This window comes from Pseudomonas sp. 2848 (assembly GCF_003253945.1).
Lineage (GTDB): Bacteria > Pseudomonadota > Gammaproteobacteria > Pseudomonadales > Pseudomonadaceae > Aquipseudomonas.
In genome coordinates this window covers 86013-109978 of the sequence record NZ_QKZD01000015.1, presented here as the reverse complement: position 1 = coordinate 109978, position 23966 = coordinate 86013, and the positions used below count along the sequence as shown (strand labels likewise).

Here is a 23966-nt window from a genome sequence, read left to right as displayed (position 1 = left end):
GGCAGCATGTAGTCCGGCAGCACGCCTTGCAGGCGCTCGTGCAGTTCGCCGATGGCCGGGGCCTCGCCGGTGAAGTACGCCACCAGGCGTTTGTCTCCCGGCGCGTCTTCGCGCACGATCACCGCCGCGTCGCGCACGCCCGGGCATTCGCCCAGGCGCGCTTCGATTTCGCCCAGTTCGATGCGGAAACCGCGCAGCTTGATCTGCTGGTCGGCGCGGCCCAGGTAACGCAGGGTGCCGTCGGCCTGCCAGCTGACCAGGTCACCGCTACGGTACATCGTGCCGCCATTGAACGGGTCGGGCAGGAAGCGTTCAGCCGTGAGTTCCGGCTGGCCCAGGTAACCCAGGGCCACGCCGTCGCCGGCGATATACAGCTCGCCCACCGCCCCCACCGGCAGCAGTTGCTGGCGGGCATCGAGCACGTAGCAACGGCTGTTGCCGATCGGTTTGCCGATGGGAATGCTGCCCTCACCCACCGCAGTGATTTCGTGGGTGGTGCTGAAGGTGGTGGCCTCGGTCGGGCCGTAGCCATTGAGCAGGTGCTGCGGCGCGCCGTCACGCAGTACCCGGGCGATCACCGCCGGGTCCAGCACGTCGCCACCGACCATCAGGTAGCGCAGGCCACGGAACGCCGGCAGCAGGTCGTCGGCGAACTGGTGGAACAGCCCGGCAGTCAGCCACAGCACCGTGACGCCCTGCTCCAGCAGCACCTCACGCAGGCCCTGGCGCGACAGCACCTGGTCCTGGTCGATCACCACCACCGCGCCGCCGTTGAGCAGCGGCGCCCAGACTTCCAGCGTGCTGGCGTCGAACGCCGGGTTGGAGGCGAACGCCACGCGGTCCTGGCTATTGAAGTCGGCAAAACCGTTGTTGATCACCAGGCGCACGATGGCCCGGTGCGGCACCTGCACGCCCTTCGGCATGCCGGTGGAGCCGGAGGTGTACATGATGTACGCCGCGCTGCCGGCGTCCACCGCCAGCCCCAGCGGCGCAGCCGCATAGGTGCTCAGGTCGAGCCGGTCGAGTTCGACCCGGCGCACCGCCGCCACTTCGGGCTGGTCGCTGTGGGTCAGCAGCAGCGCCGCCCCGCTGTCGCCGACCATGAACGCCTGGCGTTCGGCCGGGGCATTGCCGTCCAGCGGCACGAACACTGCCGCGCACTTGTTCACGGCCAACTGGGCCGCCAACAGGTCGAAGGAGCGTGGCAGCAGCAAGGCCACGCGATCACCGGCGCGCACGCCCTGCTCGAGCAGGTAGACCGCCAGGCGATTGGCCTGGTCATCGAGCTGGGCATAACTCCACTGGCGTTCACCGTGGATCACCGCCAGCGCCTCGGGCGTGCTCGCGGCGTGGGCTTCGAACAGGCGGTGGGCGGCCAGCTCGCGCGGGTAGTCGCGTGCCGTGGCATTGAAGCGACCCAGCACGCAATCGCGCTCGACCATGGGCAAACCATGCAAGCTGTGCAGCGCGACCTGCGGCGCCTGCTCCAGCGCCGCGACCAACTGGGTCAGGGCCCACTGCAGCAAGCGGCAGACGCGCTCGCCATCAACCGACGCCACGGCCTGCACCGTCAACCGGAAATCATCCCCATAGTCATCGACGCTGACCACCAGTGGGTAGTTGCTGCGCTCCTGCGCGGCCAACAGTTCGATCCCCGGCCAGACGGGCCCCTGCGCGGGCTGGCCGGCACTGTGGCGGTAGTTCAGCAGGCTGCTGAACAGCGCCTGCGAGGCCGGCACGCCGCTGCAGCGCTGGGCCAGGGCCAGGGAGGCCTGCTCATGGGCCAGCAGGCGCGCCAGGCGCTGGTGGGTCAGGCGCACGCCCTCGGCCACGCCAGCAGCACCCACGCTGACTCGCAGCGGCAAGGTATTGATGAACATGCCCAGCGCCCGATCGGCGCCCTCGCCGCCCAGCAGGCGACCGAGCAGCACGGTGCCAAACACCACCTCTTCGCGTCCGGACATCTGCGCCAGCACCTGGCCCCAGGCCTGGTGCACCAGGCTGGCGACACTGACCCCCAGCGCCCTGGCCTGCCCGCGCAGGCGTGCGACCAGCGCCGGCTCCAAGGGCCAACGGCTTTCACCCACCGAATGAGTGTCAGCCATGGCCTCGCGCAGGCCGAACGCCTCGGTCGGTTCGTCGATATCGCCCAGCAGCTCGCGGAACAGGGCCTCGTCGGCCTGCGGGTCCGCGCCAAGACGTGCCTGGGCCACGTAGTTGCGATACGGGATGCTGGCCGGCAGCTCTGCGGTGCCTTGCAGCAACGCCCCCACCTCGAGCATCAGCTGCTCCACGGCGGTGTGGTCGACAAGAATATGATGCAGCAGCAGGGTCGCCTCCAGCCGCCCTGCCTGGCGCTGGCTGCTCAGGCGCAGCAATGGCGCCTGGCCCAGGTCGAGGCGCGGTGTTTCGAGCGCCGGGCTCAGCAGCAGCGGCGCCTCGCGCCAGACCACCTGCACCGCCGCGTCCAGGCCCTGCCAATGCAGGCTGGTGCGCAGGATGTCGTGACGGGCGATGACCTGGTTCAGCGCGGCGACGAAGGCGTCCAGTTCGGCCTGCCCGGCAAAGGCGAAACGCGCCTGCACCACATAGGGGTCGGCGCCTTCGCTGGCCAGGTGATGGTAAAGAATGCCCTGCTGCAGCGGGGCCAGGCCGTAGATGTCCTGGACGTTGGCCACGCCACCGGGGACCTGCCGCACCAGCGTGTCGATGGCGTCCTGGCCGAGGTCGGCCAGGGGCAGCAGGTCCGGGGTGATCCGTGTGCAGCCTGCCGGGATACGGTTGGCCGGCACGTCGACAGCGGCCCGCCCCCCCACCGAGGCTGCCAGCGCGGCCAGCGTGGGCTGGCTGAACAGTACCCGCACATCGGCCTCCAGCGCCTGCTGACGCATGCGCTCCACCAGGCGTACCGCCAGCAGCGAATGGCCGCCCAGTTCGAAGAAGTTGTCGTCACGCCCCACAGGCCCGACACCCAGCAGGTCCGCCCAGATCGCCGCCAGGGCGGTCTCGATCGGGCCCTGGGGCGCCTGGTACTGGCGCACCGGCGCTTCGGGGGTCGGCAGGGCCTTGCGGTCGACCTTGCCGTTGGGCGTCAGCGGCATGCCATCGAGGTGGATGAACAGTGCCGGCACCATGTACTCCGGCAACTGCTCCAGCAGACGCTCGCGCAGGTACTGCGCGGCGTGATCCTGGCCAGTGTGGTAAGCCACCAGGCGCTGGCCGCTGTGCGGGTGCTCGTGGACCAGCACCAGCGCCTCGCGCACGCCGTCCACGCGGTTCAGGCAGGCTTCGATCTCGCCCGGTTCGATACGCAGGCCGCGCAGCTTGACCTGATGATCATTGCGGCCGAGGAACTGCAACGAACCGTCGGCGCGCTGGCGCACCAGGTCACCGCTGCGGTACAGGCGCTCGCCGCGCACGAACGGGCTGTCGATGAAGCGTTCGGCCTGTTGCCCGGCCAAGCCCAGGTAGCCACGCGCCACGCCCACGCCACCGATGTGCAGGTGCCCGGCCACGCCCCAGGGCAGCGGCTGGTCCGTGCCGTCCAGTACGTACAGGCGGGTGTTGTCGATCGGCCGGCCAATCGGCAGCGCGCCTTCCGGCACGGGCTGATCAGGCTCCAGGGTGCAGACGCTGCAATCGACCGTGGTTTCGGTGGGGCCGTAGACGTTGTGCAGGCGCACTTGCGGCAGGCGCTCGCGCACCTGGCGCACCAGGGCTTCGGTCAGCTCGCCCCCGCCGCAGACGATGTCGGTGAGGCTGCTGCACTGCGCGCTGCGCGCCTGTTCGAGGAACTGCTGCAACAGCGCCGGCACGAACTGCACCACGCTGACCCTGGACTCGATGATTCGCCGCGCCACATAGTCCGCGTCACGCTGGCCGTCCGGCCGCGCCAGCACCAGGCGCAGGCCGCTGCCCAGCGGCCAGAACAGCTCCCATACGGAGGCGTCGAAACTGATCGGAGTCTTGTGCAGCACCGCGCCGTCCGCAGTCGCGGGGCACAGCCCGGCGCTCCAGTGCACCAGGTTGACCACGCTGCGGTGCTCGACCATCACGCCCTTGGGCAGCCCGGTGGAACCGGAGGTGTAGATCACATAGGCGAGGTGGCGCGAGGTCAGCCCGGCCACCCGTGGGTCGGTCGCTGGCAGGCTTTCCCAGCCCGCCTGGTCGAGGTCTATCTGCGGCACGGCCAGCGCGCCCGGCACCTCGCGGGTGGCCGCGTGCACCAGCACTGCCAGTGGCGCGCTGTCGACGAGCATGTGGCGGATGCGCTCGGCCGGGTAGCTCGGGTCCACTGGCACATAGGCGCCACCAGCCTTGAGGATGCCCAGCAGGCCAACCACCATCGACGGGCCACGCTCGACGCAGATCGCCACCCGGTCGTCGGGGCGCACGCCCAGGGCGATCAAATGGTGGGCCAGGCGGTTGGCCTGTTCGTTGAGCTGCCGATAGGTCAGCTGTTCACCTTCCGCCTCGATGGCCACCACCTGTGGATGCAGCAGCGCCTGGCGCTCGAACAACGCGTGCAACGGCAGGTCGAGGTCGTGTTCGGCGACCGTGGTGTTGCAGCCGGTCAGCAGTTGATGGCGCTCCTCGGGCGTCAGCACCGGCAGCGCCAGCACGGGCAGGTCGGGGGCGCGCTCGAGCGCTTCCACCAGCCCCTCGAACACCTGCCGCAGTTGCCCGCACAGCCGCTCGGCGCCCCATTCGGCGAGGGCCTGGACCGTCAGGCGCAGGTCGACACCCAGATCGTCGACCGCCAGGTTCAAGGGGTAGTTGGTACGCTCTTCGGTGCCGACCACATCGATGCCCGGCGCCACTGCGATCACCGCGGCGGCGTCGCCCGCCGCGCTATGGCGATAGTTGAGCATGCTGTTGAACAACGGCATCGGCGCCACCACACCGCTGCAACGCTGGGCCAGGGCCAGCGGCGCCTGTTCGTGGCCGAGCAATGCCGTCAGCTGGCGGTGGGTCAACAACAGTGCATCGCGCACACCCTGCCCCTGCAGGTCGACCCGCAGCGGCAAGGTATTGATGAACATCCCGAGGGCGTGTTCACCGCCCTCGCCCGCCGCCATGCGCCCCAGCAGCACGCTGCCGAACACCACCGACTCGCGCCCGGACCACGCCCCCAGCAGGCGCGCCAGCCCCAGGTGCATGATGCTGGCCGGGCTGACCCCGAGCAACCGGGCCTGGGCACGCAGACGTTGGCTGAGGCCGGGCGCCAGGGTGATCCGTGCTTCCTCCATGGGCTGGCCGGCCACCTCCTGGACGCCGAAGGCCAGGGTCGGCGCATCGATATCGGCCAGCATGGCGCCAAAGAATGCTTCATGGGCCTGTTCGTCCTGGGCCTGGCGGCTTCTGGCCAACAGGTCACGGAACGGCACCGGCGCTGGCAGCCGCTCGCCATCACCTGCGAGATAGGCTTGGATCTCGCGGCGCACGATGTCCAGGCCGGTGTGGTCCATGACCGTGTGGTGAAACAGCAGCAAGCCCAGCACCCGGCCGTCGCGATCCTGGCCATGCACCAGCCGCAGCAAGGGGGCCTGGGCCAGGTCCATGCGGTAATGACGCGTGTCGAAACGGGCGCGCAATTGCTCCAGCGGCTCGTCATCGTCCAGGCTTGCGACTGCCTCGCAAGCCAGGGGCGCCTTGCGCCACACCACCTGCAGCGGCTGGTCCAGGTATTCCCAGGCCAGTGCCGTGCGCAGGATGTCATGGCGCTGGATCACCCAGTCGAGCGCCTCGGCGAACGCCTGCAGGTGTGCCGGACTGGCAAAACGCAGCTGGGCCTGCAGCACATAGGGGTCACCCTCGGCGGCCGTGAGGTGGTGGTAGAGCATGCCTTCCTGCAGCGGCGCCAGCGGGTAGATGTCCTGCAGATTCGCCGCGCCCCCGGGCAGCGTGGCGACGATGCGGTCGATGGCGGCCTGGTCGAGCCCGGCCAGGGGCAGCATGTCGGGGGTGATGCGCAGCGCCGGGCTCAGCCAGCCATGCTCCAGGCCCGCGAGCATCTCCAGCAGCGCTGGCTTGTGCGCCGCCAATGCGTCCCACAGCGCGTCATCGAGGGTGTCGTCATCGCCCTCGACGATCAGGTCGGCCTCCTCGCGCTGGAGTCGGATCGCACGGGTGGAAAGCGCTGCCATGAGTTCGCTGAAGAGCATTGGTAAGCATCCTGCTTTTGCCAGTCGGAAATGCTCGGAACGCTAATGGATCGCGGGGGGGCGGGCTGACATGGGAAGGGGGGACAACGGCAGGAGCAGAAGGGTTCAACGCTAGTGTGGTGTTTCACAAATAACGACCATAGCTCGCGGCGCTTTTTGCGCTCATGCGGCGTTGTCGCTCCTCGCCGTAGCTGGGCTACGACTCGTCGCGACGCCTTGCCTGAGCGCAAAAATCGCTCGCGATTTATTGGTCGTATTTGCAAAACACCACACGAGGGAGCCAGGCCGCTCAGGCGCCTGACTCCCCGATTGACAAAAGAGCGGGTTCAGCCAGCCAGCGCTTGCAACTCGGCCAACTCCCCTTCGGTCAAACCCACGCCCTCGCGCAGTGCCACTTCACGCTCACGGTAGCGCCGTTCCCCCGGCATGCGCGTCAGCCCCGCTTCCTGCATCTGCTCCACCAGTTCGCGGCTGCGCTGGGCAAAACGCTCACCTTGCGCCTTGGTGGGGTCGATCACGATCAGCAACTGCCCGGTCCATGGGGTCTTTGCCCCCGGATGCCCGGACCAGTCGAACTCCCAGGAAAAATGGCCCCCCGTCAGCGCTGCCGCCAGCAGTTCGACCATCATCGACAGCGCCGAGCCTTTGTGGCCGCCGAACGGCAGCAAGGCCCCCCCTTCGAGAATCGCCTTGGGGTCGTTGGTCGGCTGGCCGGCGGCATCCACGCCCATGCCCGGCGGCAGCTGTTCGGCGGCCCGGGCGGCAATCTGCACGTCGCCATGGGCCATGGCACTGGTGGCCATGTCGAAGACGATCGGGTCGTGCCCCGCGCAAGGCGCGGCGAAGGCGATGGGGTTGGTGCCGAACAACGGCTTGCGCGCACCATGGGGCACCACGCAGGTCATGCTGTTGACCACGCTCAGGGCCACCAGGCCTTCATCGGCGAATGGCTCGACATCCGGCCACAGCGCGGCGAAATGGTGCGAATTATGGATCGCCAGCACCGCGATGCCGGCCGTGCGCGCCTTCTCCACCAACAGCGCGCGGGCGGCGGCCAGGGCCGGCTGGGCAAACCCACCCTTGGCATCGACCTGCACATAAGCTGGCGCCAGGTCGGTTACCTGCGGCTCGGCGTGGCCATCGACCCAACCGCTGGCGAGGGTCGAGACATAACCGGGAATACGGAACACCCCGTGGCTGTGGGCACCGTCACGCTGGGCGCTGGCGCAGTTGTGGGCGAGCACGGCAGCTACCGCCGCGCTGCAGCCATGCCGCGCGAAGATCGACTGCAATAACGCCCGCAGTTCGGTAAAAGGCACGCGCACGACAGGGCCGGTGGAAGGTGAAGACATCTGGAGCTCCTTTCTTGGAATTGGAATCGCTACAGCGCAACTGCACAGACTTTCCCGCCAATGACAGCTATCTGTCAAATATTGACTTGATGACAGAAAACAGCCATTTTGGCTTCCACGCCAGAAATCAGCCGGAACCGACCATGAGCCAATCGATCAAGCAACGCCTGGAAAGCAGCCTGCACACCGCTGCCGCCTCGGGCCGCCAGATCGCCAGCTACATGCTCGCCAACCTCCATGAGCTGCCGTTCCAGACCTCGGCCAGCATCGCCGCCAAGCTGGGCGTGAGCGAATCGAGCGTCGGCCGCTTCTGCCGCGCCCTGGGCTATGCCCACCTCAAGGCCCTCAAGCAGGACCTGCAGAACGACCTGGGCGACGGCCCGTGGCTGGCCGGCGACCGCCTGCAGGCGTTTCGCCAGCAACCCGAGGACGACCAGCGCTCAGGCAGCCTGGAGCTGGAGATGGCCGCGCTGGTGCGCGTGCACGAGTACAGCCGCGGCGAAACCTGGCAACAGGTCGCTCGGCGCCTGGCCGACAAACCACGGGTATTCGTCGCCGGCTTTCAGACCGAGCGTGGCGTGGCCATGTGCATGAGCCACCTGCTGCAGTACCTGCGCGACGGCGTGCAACTGGTCGATGGCAGCGCCGGGCATTTCGGCGAGGTACTGCTGGGGCGCCCGCAGGACTGCGCGCTAGTGGTGTTCGAGGCGCGCCGCTATTCGCGCCACGCCCAGCAGCTGTGCCACAAGGCGCGTGCGCTGGGCATTCCGGTGACCCTGGTCACCGACACCTTCTGTGACTGGGCCGATGCCGAAGCCGACGAGGTGTTCCGCATCCCCACCGAATTCAACCTGTTCTGGGAATCCACCGCGACCATGCTGTCGTGGGTGCACCTGATGGTCAACGAGGTCTGCAAGCAGCTCGGACCGGATGTTGAAAAACGCTTGGAAGCAACTGCCGCTCTACATAACGAGTTCGTCGGCTACACCTCGTGGCCGGCGGGCAAACAACAATAGCAAGAGTGCGATGACCGAGGTGCGAGATGAAAGGAACCATGGCTGTGGTGGGTGCGTGCGCCCTGCTGCTGGCGGGCCACGCCAGTGCAGAGACCCTGCGTTTTGCCACTGAAGGGGCATATCCGCCCTTCAATTACGTCGATGCCGACAACAAGCTGCACGGCTTCGACATCGACATCACCCATGCCCTGTGCGAACAGATGAAGGTCGAGTGCACCCTGGTGGCCCAGGACTGGGAAGGCATCATTCCGGCGTTGATGGCGCGCAAGTACGATGCGGTGGTGGCCTCGATGATCGACACCGAGGAACGGCGCCGGAAGATCGCCTTCACCGACCACTACTACCGCACCCCACTGACCGTGGCCGTCGCCAAGGACAGCCCGATCAGCGATGCGCAGACCGACTTCAAGGGCTACACGGTCGGCGCGCAATCCGCCTCGACCCAGGCGATCTACGCCGAGGACGTATACGGCAAGGCCGGCGCGGACGTGAAGCTGTACCCGACCCTTGACGAAGCCAACGCCGACCTTGCCGCCGGGCGCCTGGACGGGGTGATCGCCGACAAGTTCCCGCTGCACGAATGGCTGAACAAGAATGGCAAGGACTGCTGCAAGATCCTCGGCGATGTCGACGGCACCAAGGCCGACGCGGCAATTGCCGTACGCAAGGACGACCAGGCCCTGCGCACGCGGCTGAACGAGGCGCTGGCGGCGATCGTGGCCAATGGCACCTACCAGAAGATCGCGAGCAAGTACTTCGCCTTCGACATCTACCAGTAATCTCGTGGAGGCCGGCCTGCCGCGCGATGGCGCCTGATCAGTGAACCACGCCATCGCGGGGCAAGCCCGCTCCCACCAGGGCACCTGTTTCCTGGGGGTTAGCCATGCTCGATCAACTCTCCCTGCTTTCCTTTGCCAGCGGCGGTTGGGGCCAGGCGTTGCTGGCCGGCGCGCTGGTGACCGTGTCGCTGGCCCTGGCCTGCCTGCCCATCGGCCTGCCACTGGGCTTGCTGGTGGCGCTCGCCGCGCGCTCGCGCAAACGCCTGCCGCGGGCCTGGGCCACCCTCTTCTCCACGGTGTTTCGCGGCCTGCCCGAACTGCTCACCCTGCTGATCATCTACTACGGCTGCCAGATCGCCGCGCAGAAGCTCCTCGCCGCGCTGGGCTATGAAGGCGAGGTGCTGATCAACACCTTCCTCGCCGCCATGGCCGCCTTCAGCCTGGTGTTCGCCGCGTTCTCCAGCGAGATCTGGCTGATGGCCTTCAAGACCCTGCCCAAGGGCCAGCTGGAGGCCTGCGCGGCCCTGGGCCTGGGCAAGCGCACCGGGTTCTTCAAGGTGGTGCTGCCGCAACTGACGCGCATCGCCCTGCCGGGCCTGTCGAACAACTGGCTGAGCCTGCTCAAGGACACCTCGCTGGTCTCGACCATCTCGCTGATCGACCTGATGCGCCAGACCAATCTCGCGGTCAGCGTGACCAAGGAGCCGATGCTGTTCTACGGCGTCGCCTGCCTGGTCTACCTGCTGTTCTCGGCGCTATCGGGCAGGGTCTTCGCCCTGCTCGAGCGGCGCAGCAACCGCCACCTGCAAGGAGCCCGCCCATGAGCCTGGAGCAACTGCTGGCCTACGTGCTCGACCCGGACTTGCTGGACCGTTACGGCGCACGTTTCGTCGATGGCCTGCTGGTCACCGCCAAGCTGGTGGCGATCTCGTTCACCCTCGGCGCGCTGCTGGGCATGCTCCTGGCGCTGGCGCGCATGTCACCCAGCCGCGTGCTGCGACGCCTGGCGGCTGGCTACGTGTACTTCTTCCGCGGTTCACCGCTGCTGGCCCAGCTGTTCCTGCTGTACTACGGGCTGGGTTCGCTCAAGGGTTTCTGGCAGGAGCTGGGCCTCTGGTGGTTCTTCCGCGAGGCCTGGTATTGCGCCCTGCTCGCCTTCACCCTCAACACGGCGGCCTACCAGGCCGAGATCTTCCGCGCCAGCCTGATGGCGGTCGCGCCGGGCCAGTACGAAGCGGCCAAGGCACTCAACCTCAAGCGCTCGACCACCTTCTTCAAGGTGGTCCTGCCACAGTCGCTGCTGGTAGCCATAGGCCCGCTGGGCAACGAGCTGATCATGATGATCAAGGCCAGCGCCATTGCCTCGCTGGTGACGATCTACGACTTGATGGGGGTGACCAAGCTGGCCTTCTCGCGCAGCTTCGACTTCCAGATCTACCTGTGGGCGGCAGTGCTCTACCTGCTGATCGTCGAGGTGGTCCGGCGCACCTTGAAACACCTGGAAGCCCGCCTGGGCCGCCACCTGAACTGACTGAAGGAAATCTTCCATGCATTGCCAGACCATCGTCCTGGGCGCCGGCATCGTCGGCGTCAGCACCGCCCTGCATCTGCAGGCCCGCGGACGCCAGGTGATCCTCATCGACCGCGACGAGCCAGGCAGCGGCACCAGCCATGGCAACGCCGGGCTGATCGAGCGTTCCAGCGTGATCCCCTATGCCTTCCCGCGCCAGTACAGCGCCCTGCTGCGCTATGGCCTGAACCGCCAGCCCGACGTGCGCTACAGCCTTGCCCACCTGCCCAAGGCCGCACCCTGGCTGCTCAGCTACTGGCGCCAGTCCGCTCCCGGGCGCCTGGCCAAGGCCGCCGCCGACATGCTGCCGCTGGTGCAGCGCAGCGTCGAGGAACACGATGTACTGATCGAAGCCGCCGGCCTGCAAGGGCTGGTGCAGGCCAAGGGCTGGATCGAGGTGTACCGCGACGCCGCGCTGTTCGCCCAGGCCAAGCACGACCTTCAAGGCCTGGCCCGCTACGGCCTGCGCTACGAGATCCTCGAACGCGAGCAACTGCAGGCCCGCGAGCAGCAACTGGACGGTGGGGTGATCGGTGGCATCCACTGGCTCGACCCGAAGACCGTGAGCAACCCCGGCGGCTTGACCCGTGGTTACGCCGCGCTGTTCGTCCAGCGTGGCGGGCAGTTCCTCCACGGCGATGCGCGCAGCCTGCGCCAGGTCGAGGACGGCTGGCAGGTGGACAGCCGCCGCGGCACGCTGACCGCCGACGAGGTGGTGGCCTGCCTCGGCCCGCAGTCGGCCGACCTCTATGAACGGCTGGGCTACCACTTTCCGCTGGGGATCAAGCGCGGCTATCACATGCACTACGCGACCCGCGACGGCGTCGAACTGGGCCACTCGATCTGCGACACCCAGGGCGGCTATGTCCTGGCGCCGATGGCCCGGGGGGTGCGCCTGACCACCGGCATCGAGTTCGCCGCCAGCGATGCCCCGGCCAACGAGATCCAGCTGCGCCGCTGCGAGGCCCTGGCGCGCAAGCTGTTCCCGGCCCTGGGCGAGCGCCTGGACGACAAGCCCTGGCTGGGCCGTCGCCCCTGCCTGCCGGACATGCGCCCGGTGATCGGCCCGGCGCCGCTGCACAAGCACCTGTGGTTCAACTTCGGCCATGCCCATCATGGCCTGACGCTGGGCCCGGTCAGTGGCCGCCTGCTGGCGGAGCTGATGACCGGCGAGCGCCCCTTCACCGACCCTGCGCCCTACAGCGCCGCACGCTTCGCCTGAACCTTGAGCGGGAGAACAACAAGATGACCGCACCCTTGAGCCTTGCCAGCCTGCACCCTGCCCCCGACCCGCGCCCGGAGCTGATCCGTATCGAGGGCCTGAACAAGCATTACGGCGCGTTCCATGTGCTGCACGATATCGACCTGTCGGTGCGCGAGGGCGAACGAATCGTGCTCTGTGGCCCGTCGGGCTCGGGCAAGTCGACGCTGATCCGCTGCATCAACCGCCTGGAGATCGCCCAGCAGGGCAGCATCCGCGTGGCTGGCACCGACCTTGCCAGCACTGGCCGCCAAGCCAGCCAGGTGCGCAGCGAAATCGGCATGGTGTTCCAGCACTTCAACCTGTTCCCGCACATGAGCGTGCTCGACAACTGCCTGCTGGCACCGATGAGCGTGCGCGGCCTGTCGCGGCGGGACGCCGAGGAACGGGCGCGCTCGTACCTGAGCAAGGTCGGGATCGAAAGCCAGGCGCACAAGTACCCCAGCCAGCTCTCCGGCGGCCAGCAGCAGCGGGTGGCGATCGCCCGGGCGTTGTGCATGAAGCCGAGGATCATGCTGTTCGACGAGCCGACCTCGGCGCTCGACCCGGAGATGGTGGCCGAGGTGCTGGATGTGCTGGTGCAACTGGCCGGCACCGGCATGACCATGCTCTGCGTGACCCACGAGATGGGCTTTGCCCGACAGGTGGCGGAGCGGGTGTTGTTTCTCGAAGGTGGGCAGATCATTGAGGACTCTTCACCGGAAGTCTTCTTCGGGCAGCCCAGGACGGCGCGGGCACAGGCGTTTTTGAAGCAGATCCTGCATTAGTGGTTCGTGGTCCTGCGCAGATATAAGCAACCCAGTCAGCCTCCGGCAAAACAGCGTTGCAATATATAAAGATTTGATCTTGATCTTGATCGGTTCTTGCTCTGCTTTTGCTTCTAAGTGCGCGATAGTTCAGGCGACACCAATTGCGACTTCAGGAGGCCGAACGGAGGGCTTGCGCAGGGAGGTGACGGGCATGGATGCCCGTCAAGCGCCGATCAGGCCATGGATGGCCCGTCGGCGCGTCCTCCCGGAGCAAGCCCGGAGTGAGGGGACCCCGGAGCGAAGCGTAGGGGCCGTATGAACGGAGCCGAACGGTTTTGCCTCCTTTTCCCAAGAGAAAAGGAGGTCGCCGTAAAGGCGAAAAGGTGACTGTACGTCGACATGGTTAATGAATGCGTATATAACTTTCAAAACATACGCTGTGAAAATCCAAAATCAAAATCAAAATCAATCGGCATCGGTTTTTATTGTTGTAAACGCATTCATTTGCGATGTCGACGCATACTCACCTTTTCGCCTTTACGGCGACCTTCTTTTGCACGCGGGCAAAAGAAGGCAAAAACCGCTCGCTCCATTCATCCGGCCCTCCGCTTCGCTCCGGGTCCCCTCACTCCGGCCTTGCTCCCGGGAGGACCGCGCTGAACGCCCCATCCTGGGGCGCAGCGCTTGACGGGCATCCATGCCCGTCACCTCCCTCCGCAAGACCTCCGTTCGGCCTCCTGAAGTCGCAATTGGTGTCGCCTGAACTATCGCGCGCTTAGAAGCAAAAGCAGAGCAAGAGCAAGAGCAAGAGCAAGAGCAAGAGCAAGAGCAAGAGCAAGAGCAAACAGTGGATCAACCATTCGTCGATAACGGATAAAACCTGTCGAATTACCCAAAGGCCACCCGACTACGGGATGAACCCCAAAGCGTGGAGTCACGCCCATGAGCCATCCCACTCCCAAACACACCGTGGCAACCCGCAGCCAGTGGCTCGCCGCCCGCCACCAGCTCTGGCTGCACGAGAAAGCCTTCACCCATCAACGCGACGAGCTTGCCGCCGCCCGCCGCGCCCTGCCCTGGGTAGCGGTGGAGCAGGACTACCGTTTCCAGGGCCCGGACGGCGAGCTAAGCCTGGGCGAGCTGTTCGCCGGACGCAGCCAGTTGCTGGTCTATCACTTCATGTTCGCCGACGGCTGGCACGAAGGCTGCCCAGGCTGCTCGTTCCTGGCCGACCACTTCGACGGCGCCAACCTGCACCTGGCCCACCACGATGTTTCCCTGGTGGCGGTTTCGCGGGCGCCCTTTGCCGAGTTCCAGGCGTTCCGCCGGCGCATGGGCTGGCACTTCCCATGGTTTTCCTCGCACGGCAGCCGCTTCAACCAGGATTTCGGCGTCACTGTCGCCACCGATGGCAGCGCCCAGTACAACTACGAACCCTACACCGGCGACGAAACGGAGCTGCCCGGGCTCAGCGCGTTCTACCGCGATAGCGACGGCAGCCTGTACCACACCTATTCCACCTATGCCCGCGGGCTGGACATCCTGGTCAACGCGTACAACTTCCTCGACCTGGCGCCACTTGGGCGCAACGAGGACGGGACGATGGACTGGGTGCGCCATCATGATCGCTATGAAAGTGCCAGTGACAAGCCGCATTGCTGCAAGGAGTGAGTTTCCGGCGGGATCAGATCGCCTGCACCGCCAGCAACTCCGTCAACACCTCGGCCAGTGCCTTGACCATCACATCCGCCGTGGGCCGGTGCACGATGACGATTTCGTAGCTGTCCACCTCCGGCAGCCCCTGCTCGATGCCCAGCACCCGGTGCTCGAGCAGCGCTGCCCGCGGCGGCAGCAGGCTGATGCCCATGCCGTCGGCCACCGCCGCCTGGATACCGCTGAGGCTCGAGCTGGTGAAACTGATGCGCCAGCGCCGGCCCATGCCTTCGATCGCGCTGATCATGTCATCGCGGTACAGCCCGCGTGGCGGAAAGGTCACCAAGGGAATCGGGTCGAGATCGAAGGACGGCATGCGCGCACTGTCGATCCATTGCAGGCGCTCCGGCCAGCAGGCCACGCCCTCGCGGCTGTTGCGCCGCTGCTTGAGCAGCACCAGGTCGAGCTCGCCGTTGTCATAGGCCTGGCTGAGATCGCGGCACAGCCCGCTGGTGACTTCCAGCTTGACCTGGGGATGCTGCCGGCTGAACGCGGACAACGCATTGGTGGTGCGCCCGCCGACGAAATCCTCCGGCACGCCCAGGCGCACGGTTACCCCGACCATGGCCCCGGCCAACGCCTCGAGCATCTGGTCGTTGAGGGCCAGCATGTGCCGGGCATAACCGAGCAGGGTCTGCCCGGCATCGGTGGGCAGCACATCGCGGTTGCCACGCACCAGCAGGCGGTGGCCGACCATGTCCTCGAGGCGACGGACCTTCTGGCTGATGGTCGACTGCGTGGAATGCAGGCGCGCCGCGGCGGTGGTGAAACTGCCGCAGTCAGCCACCACGACAATGGCGCGCAACAGGTCGAGGTCGAACAAGGCCCTATTTGGTTTTACGCTGGCAGACATCTTGATATTCGACTTCTGAATGACAGGCCTGACTTCTACCACGGGCACCGATACCCGGCAACATGCGCAAATACACTGGGCTCCATCCAGATTATTCACTTCTGCTACAAACACAGGCCCCCTAGCATGGACCCTCGTCCTATCAGGAGCCGACCACCATGCGCCTGCCGCTCACCGCCTTGCTGCTGACCCTGTTCACCAGCCTTGCCAGCCACGCCGAGACCCCCGCCATGAACACAGCGTTGCTCGATGCCGCCCGCCGCGGCGATGCCCCTGCCGTGCGCCAACTGCTCGACCGGGGCGCGCAGGCCGATACCCGCAACGACCAGGGCCAGACCGCGTTGCTGGTGGCCACCCACGCCAATGAAGTGGAAGCCGCCAAGGTACTGATCGAGGCCGGCGCCGACGTCAACGCCAAGGACAACATCAGCGACAGCCCCTACCTGTACGCGGGCGCACGGGGGCTGGACGACATCCTGCGCCTGACCCTGGCCCATGGCGCCGACCTGAAGAGCACCAACCGCTACGGTGGTACCGCGCTGATCCCGGCCGCCGAACGCGGGCATGTGAGCACCGTGCAGTTGCTGATCGCGGCCGGTGTCGATGTGAACCACCTCAACCGCTTGCACTGGACCGCGCTTCTCGAGGCGGTGATCCTCGGCGATGGCGGCCCGCGACATGTGGAGATCGTGCGCCAATTGCTGGCGGCCGGGGCGGACCCGCTCATTGCCGACAAGGACGGCGTGACCGCGTTGGAGCATGCGCGCCTACGCGGTTATCGCGAGATGGTCGCCTTGCTGGAAAGCCCCAGGCGCCGCTGACGCGCCCGCTATTCCACAGCCTCGAACGGCAGCCCCACATAGTTCTCGGCGATATTCGCCAGCCCCGCCGCCGACCCCAGGTAGTACTCGCGGTCGGCCGCCTGCATCTTGCGGTCCCAATCATCCTGGTGCTCGCCGAAGTCATGCAGCAGTTGGGTCATGAACCAACTGAAGCGCTCGCCCTTCCATACCCGCCGCAACGCCATGGGCGAATACTGCGCCAGCAGGTCGGTGCGCCCCTCGCGGTAGACCTTGACCAGGATCCGGTACAGGTAGTTGACGTCCGAGGCCGCAAGGTTCAGGCCCTTGGCGCCGGTGGGCGGCACGATGTGGGCGGCGTCGCCGACCAGGAACAGGCGGCCATGCTGCATCGGCTCGACCACCAGGCTGCGCAGCGGCGCGATGCTTTTCTCCAGCGCAGGCCCGGTCACCAGTTGCTCGGCCACCGCCTGTGGCAGCCGCGCCTTGAGCTCGGTCCAGAAGCGTTCATCGGACCAGTCCTCCACCCGCTCTTGCAGCGGCACCTGCAGGTAGTAGCGGCTGCGCGTCTGCGAGCGCTGGCTGCACAGCACGAAACCGCGTTCGTGATGGGCGTAGATCAGCTCATGGTTGACCGGCGGGGTATCGGCCAGCAGTCCCAGCCAGCCGAACGGATAGACCCGCTCGTACACCTTCAGCACGCTGGCCGGGATGCTCTGCCTGGCCACGCCATGGAAGCCATCGCAGCCGGCGATGTAATCGCACTCCACCCGATGCTGGCGACCATCCTTGTCGAACGTCAGGTAGGGCCGCGGCCCCTCGATGTCATGGGGCTGGACATTGTTGGCCGCATAGATGATCGGCGCCCCATTCTGCTCGCGAGCCTGCATCAGGTCGCGGGTGACCTCGGTCTGGCCGTAGACCATCACCGTCTTGCCACCGGTCAGTGCCTTGAGGTCAAGACGCTGGCGATGACCATCGACCAGCAACTCGACCCCTTCATGGACCAACCCTTCGCGATCCATGCGCTGGGCCACACCGGCTTCGCGCAGCAACTCGACCGTGCCCTGTTCGAGCACGCCGGCACGGATGCGCCCCAGCACATAGTCCGGGGTCTGGCGCTCGACGATCAGCGTATCGATGCCGGCGTTGTGCAGCAGCTGGCCGAGCAGCAGGCCGGACGGGCCGGCGCCGATGATTGCAACCTGAGTTTTCATTGTTGTTGTCTCACGATGACGATGCCGGCTTTGCACTGGCAATGGCCGCGCATCTGCTGTTAGGGTTTGCACCTGTATTTTTACTGCTGAAAAACGTGCAGAACGTGCGAAATCCGTTTTGAAAACTGCACTTTCCTGAAATTCGTTCGATTAACGGACAGGTCCCACCCCATGCACAGCCCCCTTCCTGGCATCCCGTTGTTCCAGCTGTATGGCGAGCACCGTGCGTGGCCGGATACCGACCTGCTGCACTGCGAGTCGATCCCGGCACGCAGCCGTCTGCACCACTGGGAGATCAAGCCGCACCGACACGCAGAACTGTTCCAGCTGCTCTATGTGCAGCGCGGCGAGGCGCAGGTGGAGATCGAGGGCGAACGCCGGGTGATTCGCGAGGCGGCGATCCAGGTGGTGCCGCCGCTGACTGTCCATGGCTTTCGCTTCAGCGCCGATATCCAGGGGCATGTGCTGACGTTCGGCACGGCCTTGGTGGTCGAGCTGGAAAAGCGCCTCGGCGCCCCCCTGAGCGTGCTGGCGGCGGCGCGGTGCTACCCGCTGGGCAAGGACCGCGTGCGCCTGCACGGCCTGATCGACACGCTGCAGCAGGAGTACCAGGGCTGCGCCCCGGCCCGCGGCCCCATGCTGCAGGCACTGGTCACCGCGCTGATGGTGTGGATCAACCGCCAGCAAGCCGCCTTGCCAGCGCGCAGCCAGGACGAACGGGACCAGCAGTTGCTCGGCCGTTACCTGCGCCTGGTCGAGGCGCATTACCGCGAACACCTTGCCGTGGACGATTTCGCCGCGCGCCTGGGCATCACCAGCCTGCTGTTGAACCAGCTGTGCCGGGCGCTGGCCGGGCAATCGGCGTTGCAGGTGATCCACCAGCGCCTGCTGCTCGAAGCACGGCGCAATCTTGCCTACACGCGCATGAGCATCGGCCAGTTGTCCGACAGCCTGGGGTTCAGCGACCCGACCTACTTTGCGCGGTTCTTCAAACGGCTCGACGGGCAGACGCCCAAGGCCTACCGCAAGTCCGTGAATGCCTGAACGGGACGGCGAGCGCAGCCCTTGCTTGACGTATACGTCAACCTGGCATTAGGTTACTCGCATTCCCTCCCCCGAGCGCAAGCATGAGCAGCCAGACCTACAGCATCTCCGACCTGTCCCGCGAACTGGACATCACCACCCGCGCCATCCGCTTCTATGAGGAGCAGGGTCTGCTCAGCCCTGAACGACGCGGCCTGGAACGCATCTACTCGGCCCGCGACAAGGTCACGCTCAAACTGATCCTGCGCGGCAAGCGCATCGGTTTCTCGCTGGCCGAATGCCGTGAACTGATCGAACTCTATGACCCCTCCGGCGGCAACCAGAAACAGCTCACCAGCATGCTGGCGAAGATCGCCGAACGCCGCGCCCAGCTCGAACAGCAGATGCTCGACATCCAGCAGATGCACCTGGAGCTGGACACCGCCCAGGAGCGTTGCGAGCAGGCCCTGGCCGCCACCCTGAACCCGCCGCACACCCATCGTTGATCCGCCACAGGAAGCCCGCCATGTCATTGCCCAAGAATGTCCGCCTGGTCGAAGTCGGCCCGCGCGACGGCCTGCAGAACGAAGCCCAGCCCATCAGCGTCGCCGACAAGGTGCGCCTGGTGGACGACCTCACCGACGCCGGGCTCGCCTACATAGAAGTGGGCAGCTTCGTCTCGCCCAAATGGGTCCCGCAGATGGCCGGCTCCGGCGAAGTGTTCGCCGGTATCCGTCAGCGCGAGGGGGTCACCTATGCGGCGCTGGCACCCAACCTGCGCGGTTTCGAGGATGCCCTGGCCGCCGGGGTGAAGGAAGTGGCGGTGTTCGCGGCGGCGTCCGAAGCGTTTTCCCAGCGCAACATCAATTGCTCGATCAGTGACAGCCTCAAGCGTTTCGAGCCGATCATGGAGGCCGCCCGCAGCCAGGGTGTGCGGGTGCGCGGTTATGTCTCCTGCGTGCTCGGCTGCCCCTACGAGGGACGCATCAGCGCCGAGCAGGTGGCACCAGTGGCCAAGGCCCTGCATGACATGGGCTGCTATGAAGTATCGCTGGGCGACACCATCGGCACCGGCACCGCCGGTGACACCCGCCGCCTGTTCGAGGTGGTCTCGGCCCAGGTGCCCCGCGCGCAACTGGCCGGGCACTTCCACGACACCTATGGCCAGGCGCTGACCAACGTCTATGCCAGCCTGCTCGAGGGCATCAGCGTGTTCGACAGCTCGGTGGCCGGCCTGGGCGGCTGCCCATACGCCAAGGGCGCCACCGGTAACGTCGCCAGCGAGGATGTGGTGTACCTGCTGCAAGGGCTGGGCATCGACACGGGCATCGACCTGGACCGACTCATCGCCGCGGGCCTGCGTATCAGCGAAGTGCTCGGGCGCGTCACCGGATCGCGGGTGGCGAAGGCCCGCGGCATTCGCTGAGTCACACGGTTGTCACACAGGTGTGGGTGGAGTGTTACCGCCTACACGCTGTGCAGAAGAAAATCGGGTAACAGGGAAACAATTCGACAAATTTTCACGTGCCAACCCACTCTGAAAAATCATCAAACCATTGATTTTAAAGGGATTATAAAAGTTGGCACGCCACCTGCTATATCTTTTGGCATAACAAGAACAAAAAACGCGATACCCAATAAAAACAACAGTAAACGGCTCTGACATAACAAGAACAACACGGCAGAGGCGTAGCAAGCAGATTTTTTTGGAGTCGACGTGCATTCCAGGGGTTCCGGCCCCGCAACCTGGCAAGAACAATAAAACTACCTCCGAGGTAGCGGCAGTCAAGGTTGGATCACGTTGGATGAACGCAGGTCAGCGCTCAAAAAAATACGTTTGCTCTTGGCCCCGGTTGGGGGCCCCGCAGTGCAGAGACGACAGCCGACAAAAACAACAACAGGCCAGTCTCCAATAATAAGAAAAGAGCAGGCAACAACGCTTATGAGGGGAGCTTCGGCTCCCCTCAGTGCTTCCTGCCCTCCTCCTCCTCGCGCTTGTCCTCATGCTCACCTTCGACCTTTTCCACCAGCAACGGCATGCTCGCCAGCACCAACAGCGCCAGCACCGTGCTGATCAGTGCCGTGGCCTCGCGCCCCATCCCTGCAGCCGTGCCGATGGCGGCGGTCATCCATAGCCCGGCGGCGGTGGTCAGGCCCTTGACGTGACTGGTGTCGCGGCCGTTGCCCTTGAGAATCGTGCCCGCGCCGAGAAAGCCGATACCGGCGACGATGCCCTGGATCACCCGGCTCAACGCCTGCTCGTCCGCCCCGGCCATGCTCGGCGCCAGGACGAACAAGGCCGCGCCCATGGACACCAGCATGTGCGTGCGCACGCCGGCCGACTTGCCCTTGCTCTCGCGCTCGAAGCCCAGCACCGCCCCCAGCAAGGCCGCCATCAGCAGGCGGATGAGGATCCGCGAGACCTCGCGCGCGTCGGCGACATCGGCGAATTCGGTGTGCAACGTCGCCAAAAAGGCTTGCCAGAATGCTTCCATCGGATGTCTCCAGAGATCCCGCCGAACAGGTCTCAAGGAGTGTAGGTGGATTGCTCAGGCGTGAAACCCTGCAACTGCTCCAGCCAGTACGCCACGTCCAGTTCGTCGATCTGCTCGGGCCGCAGGAAGCGCTCGGCATATTGCCGGTACACCCCGCTACTCAGGAACAAGCGCAGCAACTGCCCGTCGACATGCTTGTCCCGCGCCATGAACACCAGGATCTTCACCGACTCGGACAGGGTCTTCGGCGCCTTGTAGGGCCGGTCCGCCGCGGTCAGTGCCTCAAAGATGTCGGCGATCGCCATCACCCGCTCGGGGATGCTCAGCGCCTCCTGGCCAAGCCTGCGCGGGTAGCCGCTGCCGTCCAGCTTCTCGTGATGGTTGCCGGCGATTGACGGCACGCGCCTGAGCTGGCGCGGGAACGGCAGCGCGCTGAGCATGATGATGGTCTGCACGATGTGCTCATTGATCTTGAAGCGCTCTTCATCGTTGAGCGTGCCGCGGCGGATCGACAGGTTGTACAGCTCGCCGTGGTTGCTGGCATGGGCCGGCAGGCGCATGTCGAAACCCCAGTGGTTGCGCGGGTCGTCCTTGGCCACCGGCGGCGTACGAGCGCCCCAGGGCACCCGGTGCTCATCGCGGTCGGCAAGCAGTGGCTCGTCCACTGGCAAGGTTGCCGCCGAGGTGTCGGTGAACCGCGCTGCCTCGTCGCGGGAGATGCCCAGGCGGTTGTCGAAGTGCCGCCGCCAGCGGCGCTGGCCGATAGTGCGCAGGCGCTCGATGTCGGCCTCCTGCATGAACTCGCCACCGATGTTGGCGTTGGCGACGAAGGCGAAGTCCTCCTGCAAGGTTGCCCGGCATGCCTCCAGCGTGCGCCGCAGCGCCGGCTCATCATCGCCGTTGACCACACCTTGCCAGTAGGCGACCTCGGCATCGCGCCAGAGCACCTCGAAGCGCATGCGCACCTCGTGGATGCGGTTGTACAAGGTCTCGAGCTTGGTCGCCTTGTCCACCACGTATTCGGGGCTGGTGATCTTGCCGCAGTCGTGCAGCCAGGCGGCCACGCGGAATTCGTAGCGCTCGGCCTCGCTCATGCTGAAGTCGGCATAGGGGCCGCTGTCAGCCTGCACGGCCTGGTCCAGGAGCATCTGCGCCAGTTGCGGCACCCGTTCGCAATGGCCGCCGGTATAGGGGCTCTTGGCGTCGATGGCGTCGGCCAGCAACTTGATCATGGCGTCCAGCAGGCGTTGCTGGGCCTCGACCAGCTGACGGGTCTCGATGGCCACGGCGGCTGCACCGGACAGTTCCTCGACAAAGCGCTGGAACGGTTGGCCCACGGCCGCGTTCGCATCGGCGAGTTGCAGCACCAGGATGCCGAGCCGCGCCTGGCCGCGGTCATTGAGCACCACCGCCAGGCTGCGCCCTTGCCATGCGAGGGCCTGGGTCACCGCGCTGGCCAGGTCATGCCGCTCGCCTTCAGGCACCGCCAGTTCCTCGGGGTAGTCATGGCCGCGACTGGCGGCGGCCAGGCGCAACCGGCTGTTGTCGTCGTACAGATACACCGCACCGGCGCTGACGCCCGCTGCCGCCACCAGGTGATTGAGCACGCCGTCGAGCATGCCTTCGAGTTGGGTCTCGCGGCTCAACGTAAGGGTGATCGCCTGAAAGTTGCGGATGGTGCCGGACATGCGGCTCAGCACCCGGCTCAGCTCACGCACTTCGGAGACCCGCGAGACAACGCCCACCTCACGGCTGAAATCGAAACTGGCCAGGCCCTGCACCTGCTCGGTCAGCCGGCGCAACGGACGGCCGATGCGTCGGCCCAGCAGCCCGCCAAGCAACAACAACACAGCTGCCACGGCTACGGCCCAGAGCAATTGCTCGAGCAGCACCTTGCGCGCGCCGGCCAGCAGTTCGTGGGCCGGCACGGCGATCAGCACCTGCAGGTGCTGTCCGGCCATGGAGGTAAGCGGCACGCGCATGCCATACCAGGTCTGCCCCTCGACCTGGTACGGCTGCGGGCTCGCGCCCTGGGGTATGTCGGCGTAGATATGCGTAAGGCTGCCGATGCCCAGCTCGCCAACGCGCGACAGGCGCACGCTCTCACCCTCGCGCACGACCACCCGTTGCAGGTCCGGGTAGGCCACTACGTTGCCCTGACCGTCGACCACGGCGATCTCGGTGCCGGCGGTGATGCGCAGGTCGCGGCTCTCGCTGGCCAGGTCATTGACCGAGACATCCATGCCGATCACCGCCGTGCCCTCGGCGCTGCGCTGGGCCATGGTCAGGCCGATCTCGCGGGTGGTAAAGAATACGTAGGGACGAGTGAGTACGGTCTCGGGCTGCGCGCTGGCTTCGATGAACCAGGGCCGTTGACGTGGATCGTATTGGTAGTCGGGCTTGCTCTGGCGCTGCAACAGGGTCAGTGCCGGGTCATAGAAGCTCCACTCGCCCTGCATCGCGCCATCGGCGCCCTGGGTGACGGTCTGCACCAGGAACGCCGTGTCCGCCGGTGCCGCGAAGCGCTGCAATAGTTGCGGGTCACGCAAGCGCCGGACAAGCAGGAATTCACCGTTTGGGTAACCGACGTAGGCGGCGCTGAGCATGCGGTTGGCACGCAGGCTCTCGACCAGTTGCGGCAGTTGCTCGAGGCGCTGGGCCAACGTGCTTGACGCCGGGCTGAAGGCCAGCAGGCGAATGCTGCTCTGCACCGGGTCGACCAGGCGCCGGGCGCGCTCGTCGATGGTCCGGCCGACCTGCTGGGCGGCATCGCCGGCGGCGGCCACCAGGGCCTGGCGCACGCCCAGGTAGCCTTGCCAGGCGAGGGCCGCACCCAGCGCCAGCATGCCCAGCATGATCGCCAATGCCACCAGCCACTGCAGGGAAATGCTCCGGCCACGGTTGTTCATGGCCGTCTACCTCGAGCGCACGCCCGTCCAGCCTGCCCTATCAACACGCAGCCCATCCCAGGTAC

The 23966-nt window shown here is 66.1% G+C and carries 17 protein-coding genes; 11 read left to right on the top strand and 6 right to left on the bottom strand.

Annotated features, from left to right (window positions below; genetic code table 11):
- Nucleotides 1–6164: non-ribosomal peptide synthetase (locus DFS21_RS23830; protein WP_146603172.1), on the bottom strand; the 6164-nt coding region annotated here is incomplete at its 3' end.
- A gap of 326 nt (nucleotides 6165–6490) precedes the next feature.
- Entirely contained in the window at nucleotides 6491–7516 is a 1026-nt protein-coding gene (locus DFS21_RS23825; RefSeq protein WP_110701411.1) for an Ldh family oxidoreductase, read from the bottom strand.
- 143 nt (nucleotides 7517–7659) lie between these two features.
- Here DFS21_RS23825 and DFS21_RS23820 point away from each other — a divergent pair, with 143 nt between their 5' ends.
- From DFS21_RS23820 to DFS21_RS23785, 7 genes are all read left to right on the top strand, one after another.
- The gene (locus DFS21_RS23820) at nucleotides 7660–8532 is read left to right on the top strand and encodes a MurR/RpiR family transcriptional regulator (RefSeq protein ID WP_110701413.1); all 873 of its coding nucleotides are present in this window, start codon (nucleotides 7660–7662) and stop codon (nucleotides 8530–8532) included.
- 26 nt (nucleotides 8533–8558) lie between these two features.
- On the top strand, nucleotides 8559–9311 hold the full coding sequence (locus DFS21_RS23815; RefSeq protein WP_023632571.1) for a transporter substrate-binding domain-containing protein: 753 nt from the start codon (nucleotides 8559–8561) through the stop codon (nucleotides 9309–9311).
- Between the two features lie 104 nt (nucleotides 9312–9415).
- Entirely contained in the window at nucleotides 9416–10135 is a 720-nt protein-coding gene (locus DFS21_RS23810; RefSeq protein WP_046855416.1) for an ABC transporter permease, read from the top strand.
- Entirely contained in the window at nucleotides 10132–10842 is a 711-nt protein-coding gene (locus DFS21_RS23805) for an ABC transporter permease (RefSeq protein WP_102685465.1), read from the top strand. Before DFS21_RS23810 ends, DFS21_RS23805 begins: the two co-directional genes overlap by 4 nt.
- 16 nt (nucleotides 10843–10858) lie before the next feature.
- The gene (locus tag DFS21_RS23800; RefSeq protein ID WP_110701415.1) at nucleotides 10859–12103 is read left to right on the top strand and encodes an FAD-binding oxidoreductase; all 1245 of its coding nucleotides are present in this window, start codon (nucleotides 10859–10861) and stop codon (nucleotides 12101–12103) included.
- 23 nt (nucleotides 12104–12126) lie between these two features.
- Complete coding sequence (locus DFS21_RS23795; protein WP_110701417.1) at nucleotides 12127–12909, top strand: amino acid ABC transporter ATP-binding protein; 783 nt, start codon at nucleotides 12127–12129, stop codon at nucleotides 12907–12909.
- A 924-nt stretch (nucleotides 12910–13833) separates the two neighbouring features.
- Complete coding sequence (locus DFS21_RS23785; protein WP_102684991.1) at nucleotides 13834–14562, top strand: thioredoxin family protein; 729 nt, start codon at nucleotides 13834–13836, stop codon at nucleotides 14560–14562.
- A 13-nt stretch (nucleotides 14563–14575) separates the two neighbouring features.
- Here DFS21_RS23785 and DFS21_RS23780 read toward each other — a convergent pair whose 3' ends face one another.
- Entirely contained in the window at nucleotides 14576–15457 is an 882-nt protein-coding gene (locus DFS21_RS23780) for a LysR substrate-binding domain-containing protein (RefSeq protein WP_023631572.1), read from the bottom strand.
- A gap of 158 nt (nucleotides 15458–15615) precedes the next feature.
- Between DFS21_RS23780 and DFS21_RS23775 the strand changes: the two genes are divergently transcribed.
- On the top strand, nucleotides 15616–16278 hold the full coding sequence (locus DFS21_RS23775) for an ankyrin repeat domain-containing protein (protein WP_111533269.1): 663 nt from the start codon (nucleotides 15616–15618) through the stop codon (nucleotides 16276–16278).
- A gap of 8 nt (nucleotides 16279–16286) precedes the next feature.
- Here the strand turns inward: DFS21_RS23775 and pobA are convergent, their stop codons facing one another.
- Nucleotides 16287–17474 carry a 4-hydroxybenzoate 3-monooxygenase gene (gene pobA, locus DFS21_RS23770; protein WP_111533268.1) on the bottom strand — a complete coding sequence of 396 codons (1188 nt, stop codon included), beginning with the start codon at nucleotides 17472–17474 and terminating at the stop codon, nucleotides 16287–16289.
- 171 nt (nucleotides 17475–17645) lie between these two features.
- Here pobA and DFS21_RS23765 point away from each other — a divergent pair, with 171 nt between their 5' ends.
- From DFS21_RS23765 to DFS21_RS23755, 3 genes are all read left to right on the top strand, one after another.
- A complete protein-coding gene (locus DFS21_RS23765; RefSeq protein ID WP_110701430.1) occupies nucleotides 17646–18518 on the top strand; it encodes a helix-turn-helix domain-containing protein in 873 nt (290 codons plus the stop codon).
- Nucleotides 18519–18601: 83 nt separating this feature from the next.
- Nucleotides 18602–19003 carry a MerR family DNA-binding transcriptional regulator gene (locus tag DFS21_RS23760; protein ID WP_023631568.1) on the top strand — a complete coding sequence of 134 codons (402 nt, stop codon included), beginning with the start codon at nucleotides 18602–18604 and terminating at the stop codon, nucleotides 19001–19003.
- 20 nt (nucleotides 19004–19023) lie between these two features.
- On the top strand, nucleotides 19024–19923 hold the full coding sequence (locus DFS21_RS23755; RefSeq protein WP_111533267.1) for a hydroxymethylglutaryl-CoA lyase: 900 nt from the start codon (nucleotides 19024–19026) through the stop codon (nucleotides 19921–19923).
- 538 nt (nucleotides 19924–20461) lie between these two features.
- Here DFS21_RS23755 and DFS21_RS23750 read toward each other — a convergent pair.
- Nucleotides 20462–20992: an MgtC/SapB family protein gene (locus tag DFS21_RS23750; RefSeq protein WP_111533266.1), complete on the bottom strand. Its 531-nt coding sequence runs from the start codon at nucleotides 20990–20992 to the stop codon at nucleotides 20462–20464.
- Between the two features lie 32 nt (nucleotides 20993–21024).
- The gene (locus DFS21_RS23745) at nucleotides 21025–23901 is read right to left on the bottom strand and encodes an HD domain-containing phosphohydrolase (protein ID WP_111533265.1); all 2877 of its coding nucleotides are present in this window, start codon (nucleotides 23899–23901) and stop codon (nucleotides 21025–21027) included.
- Between the last annotated feature and the right edge of the window lie 65 nt (nucleotides 23902–23966).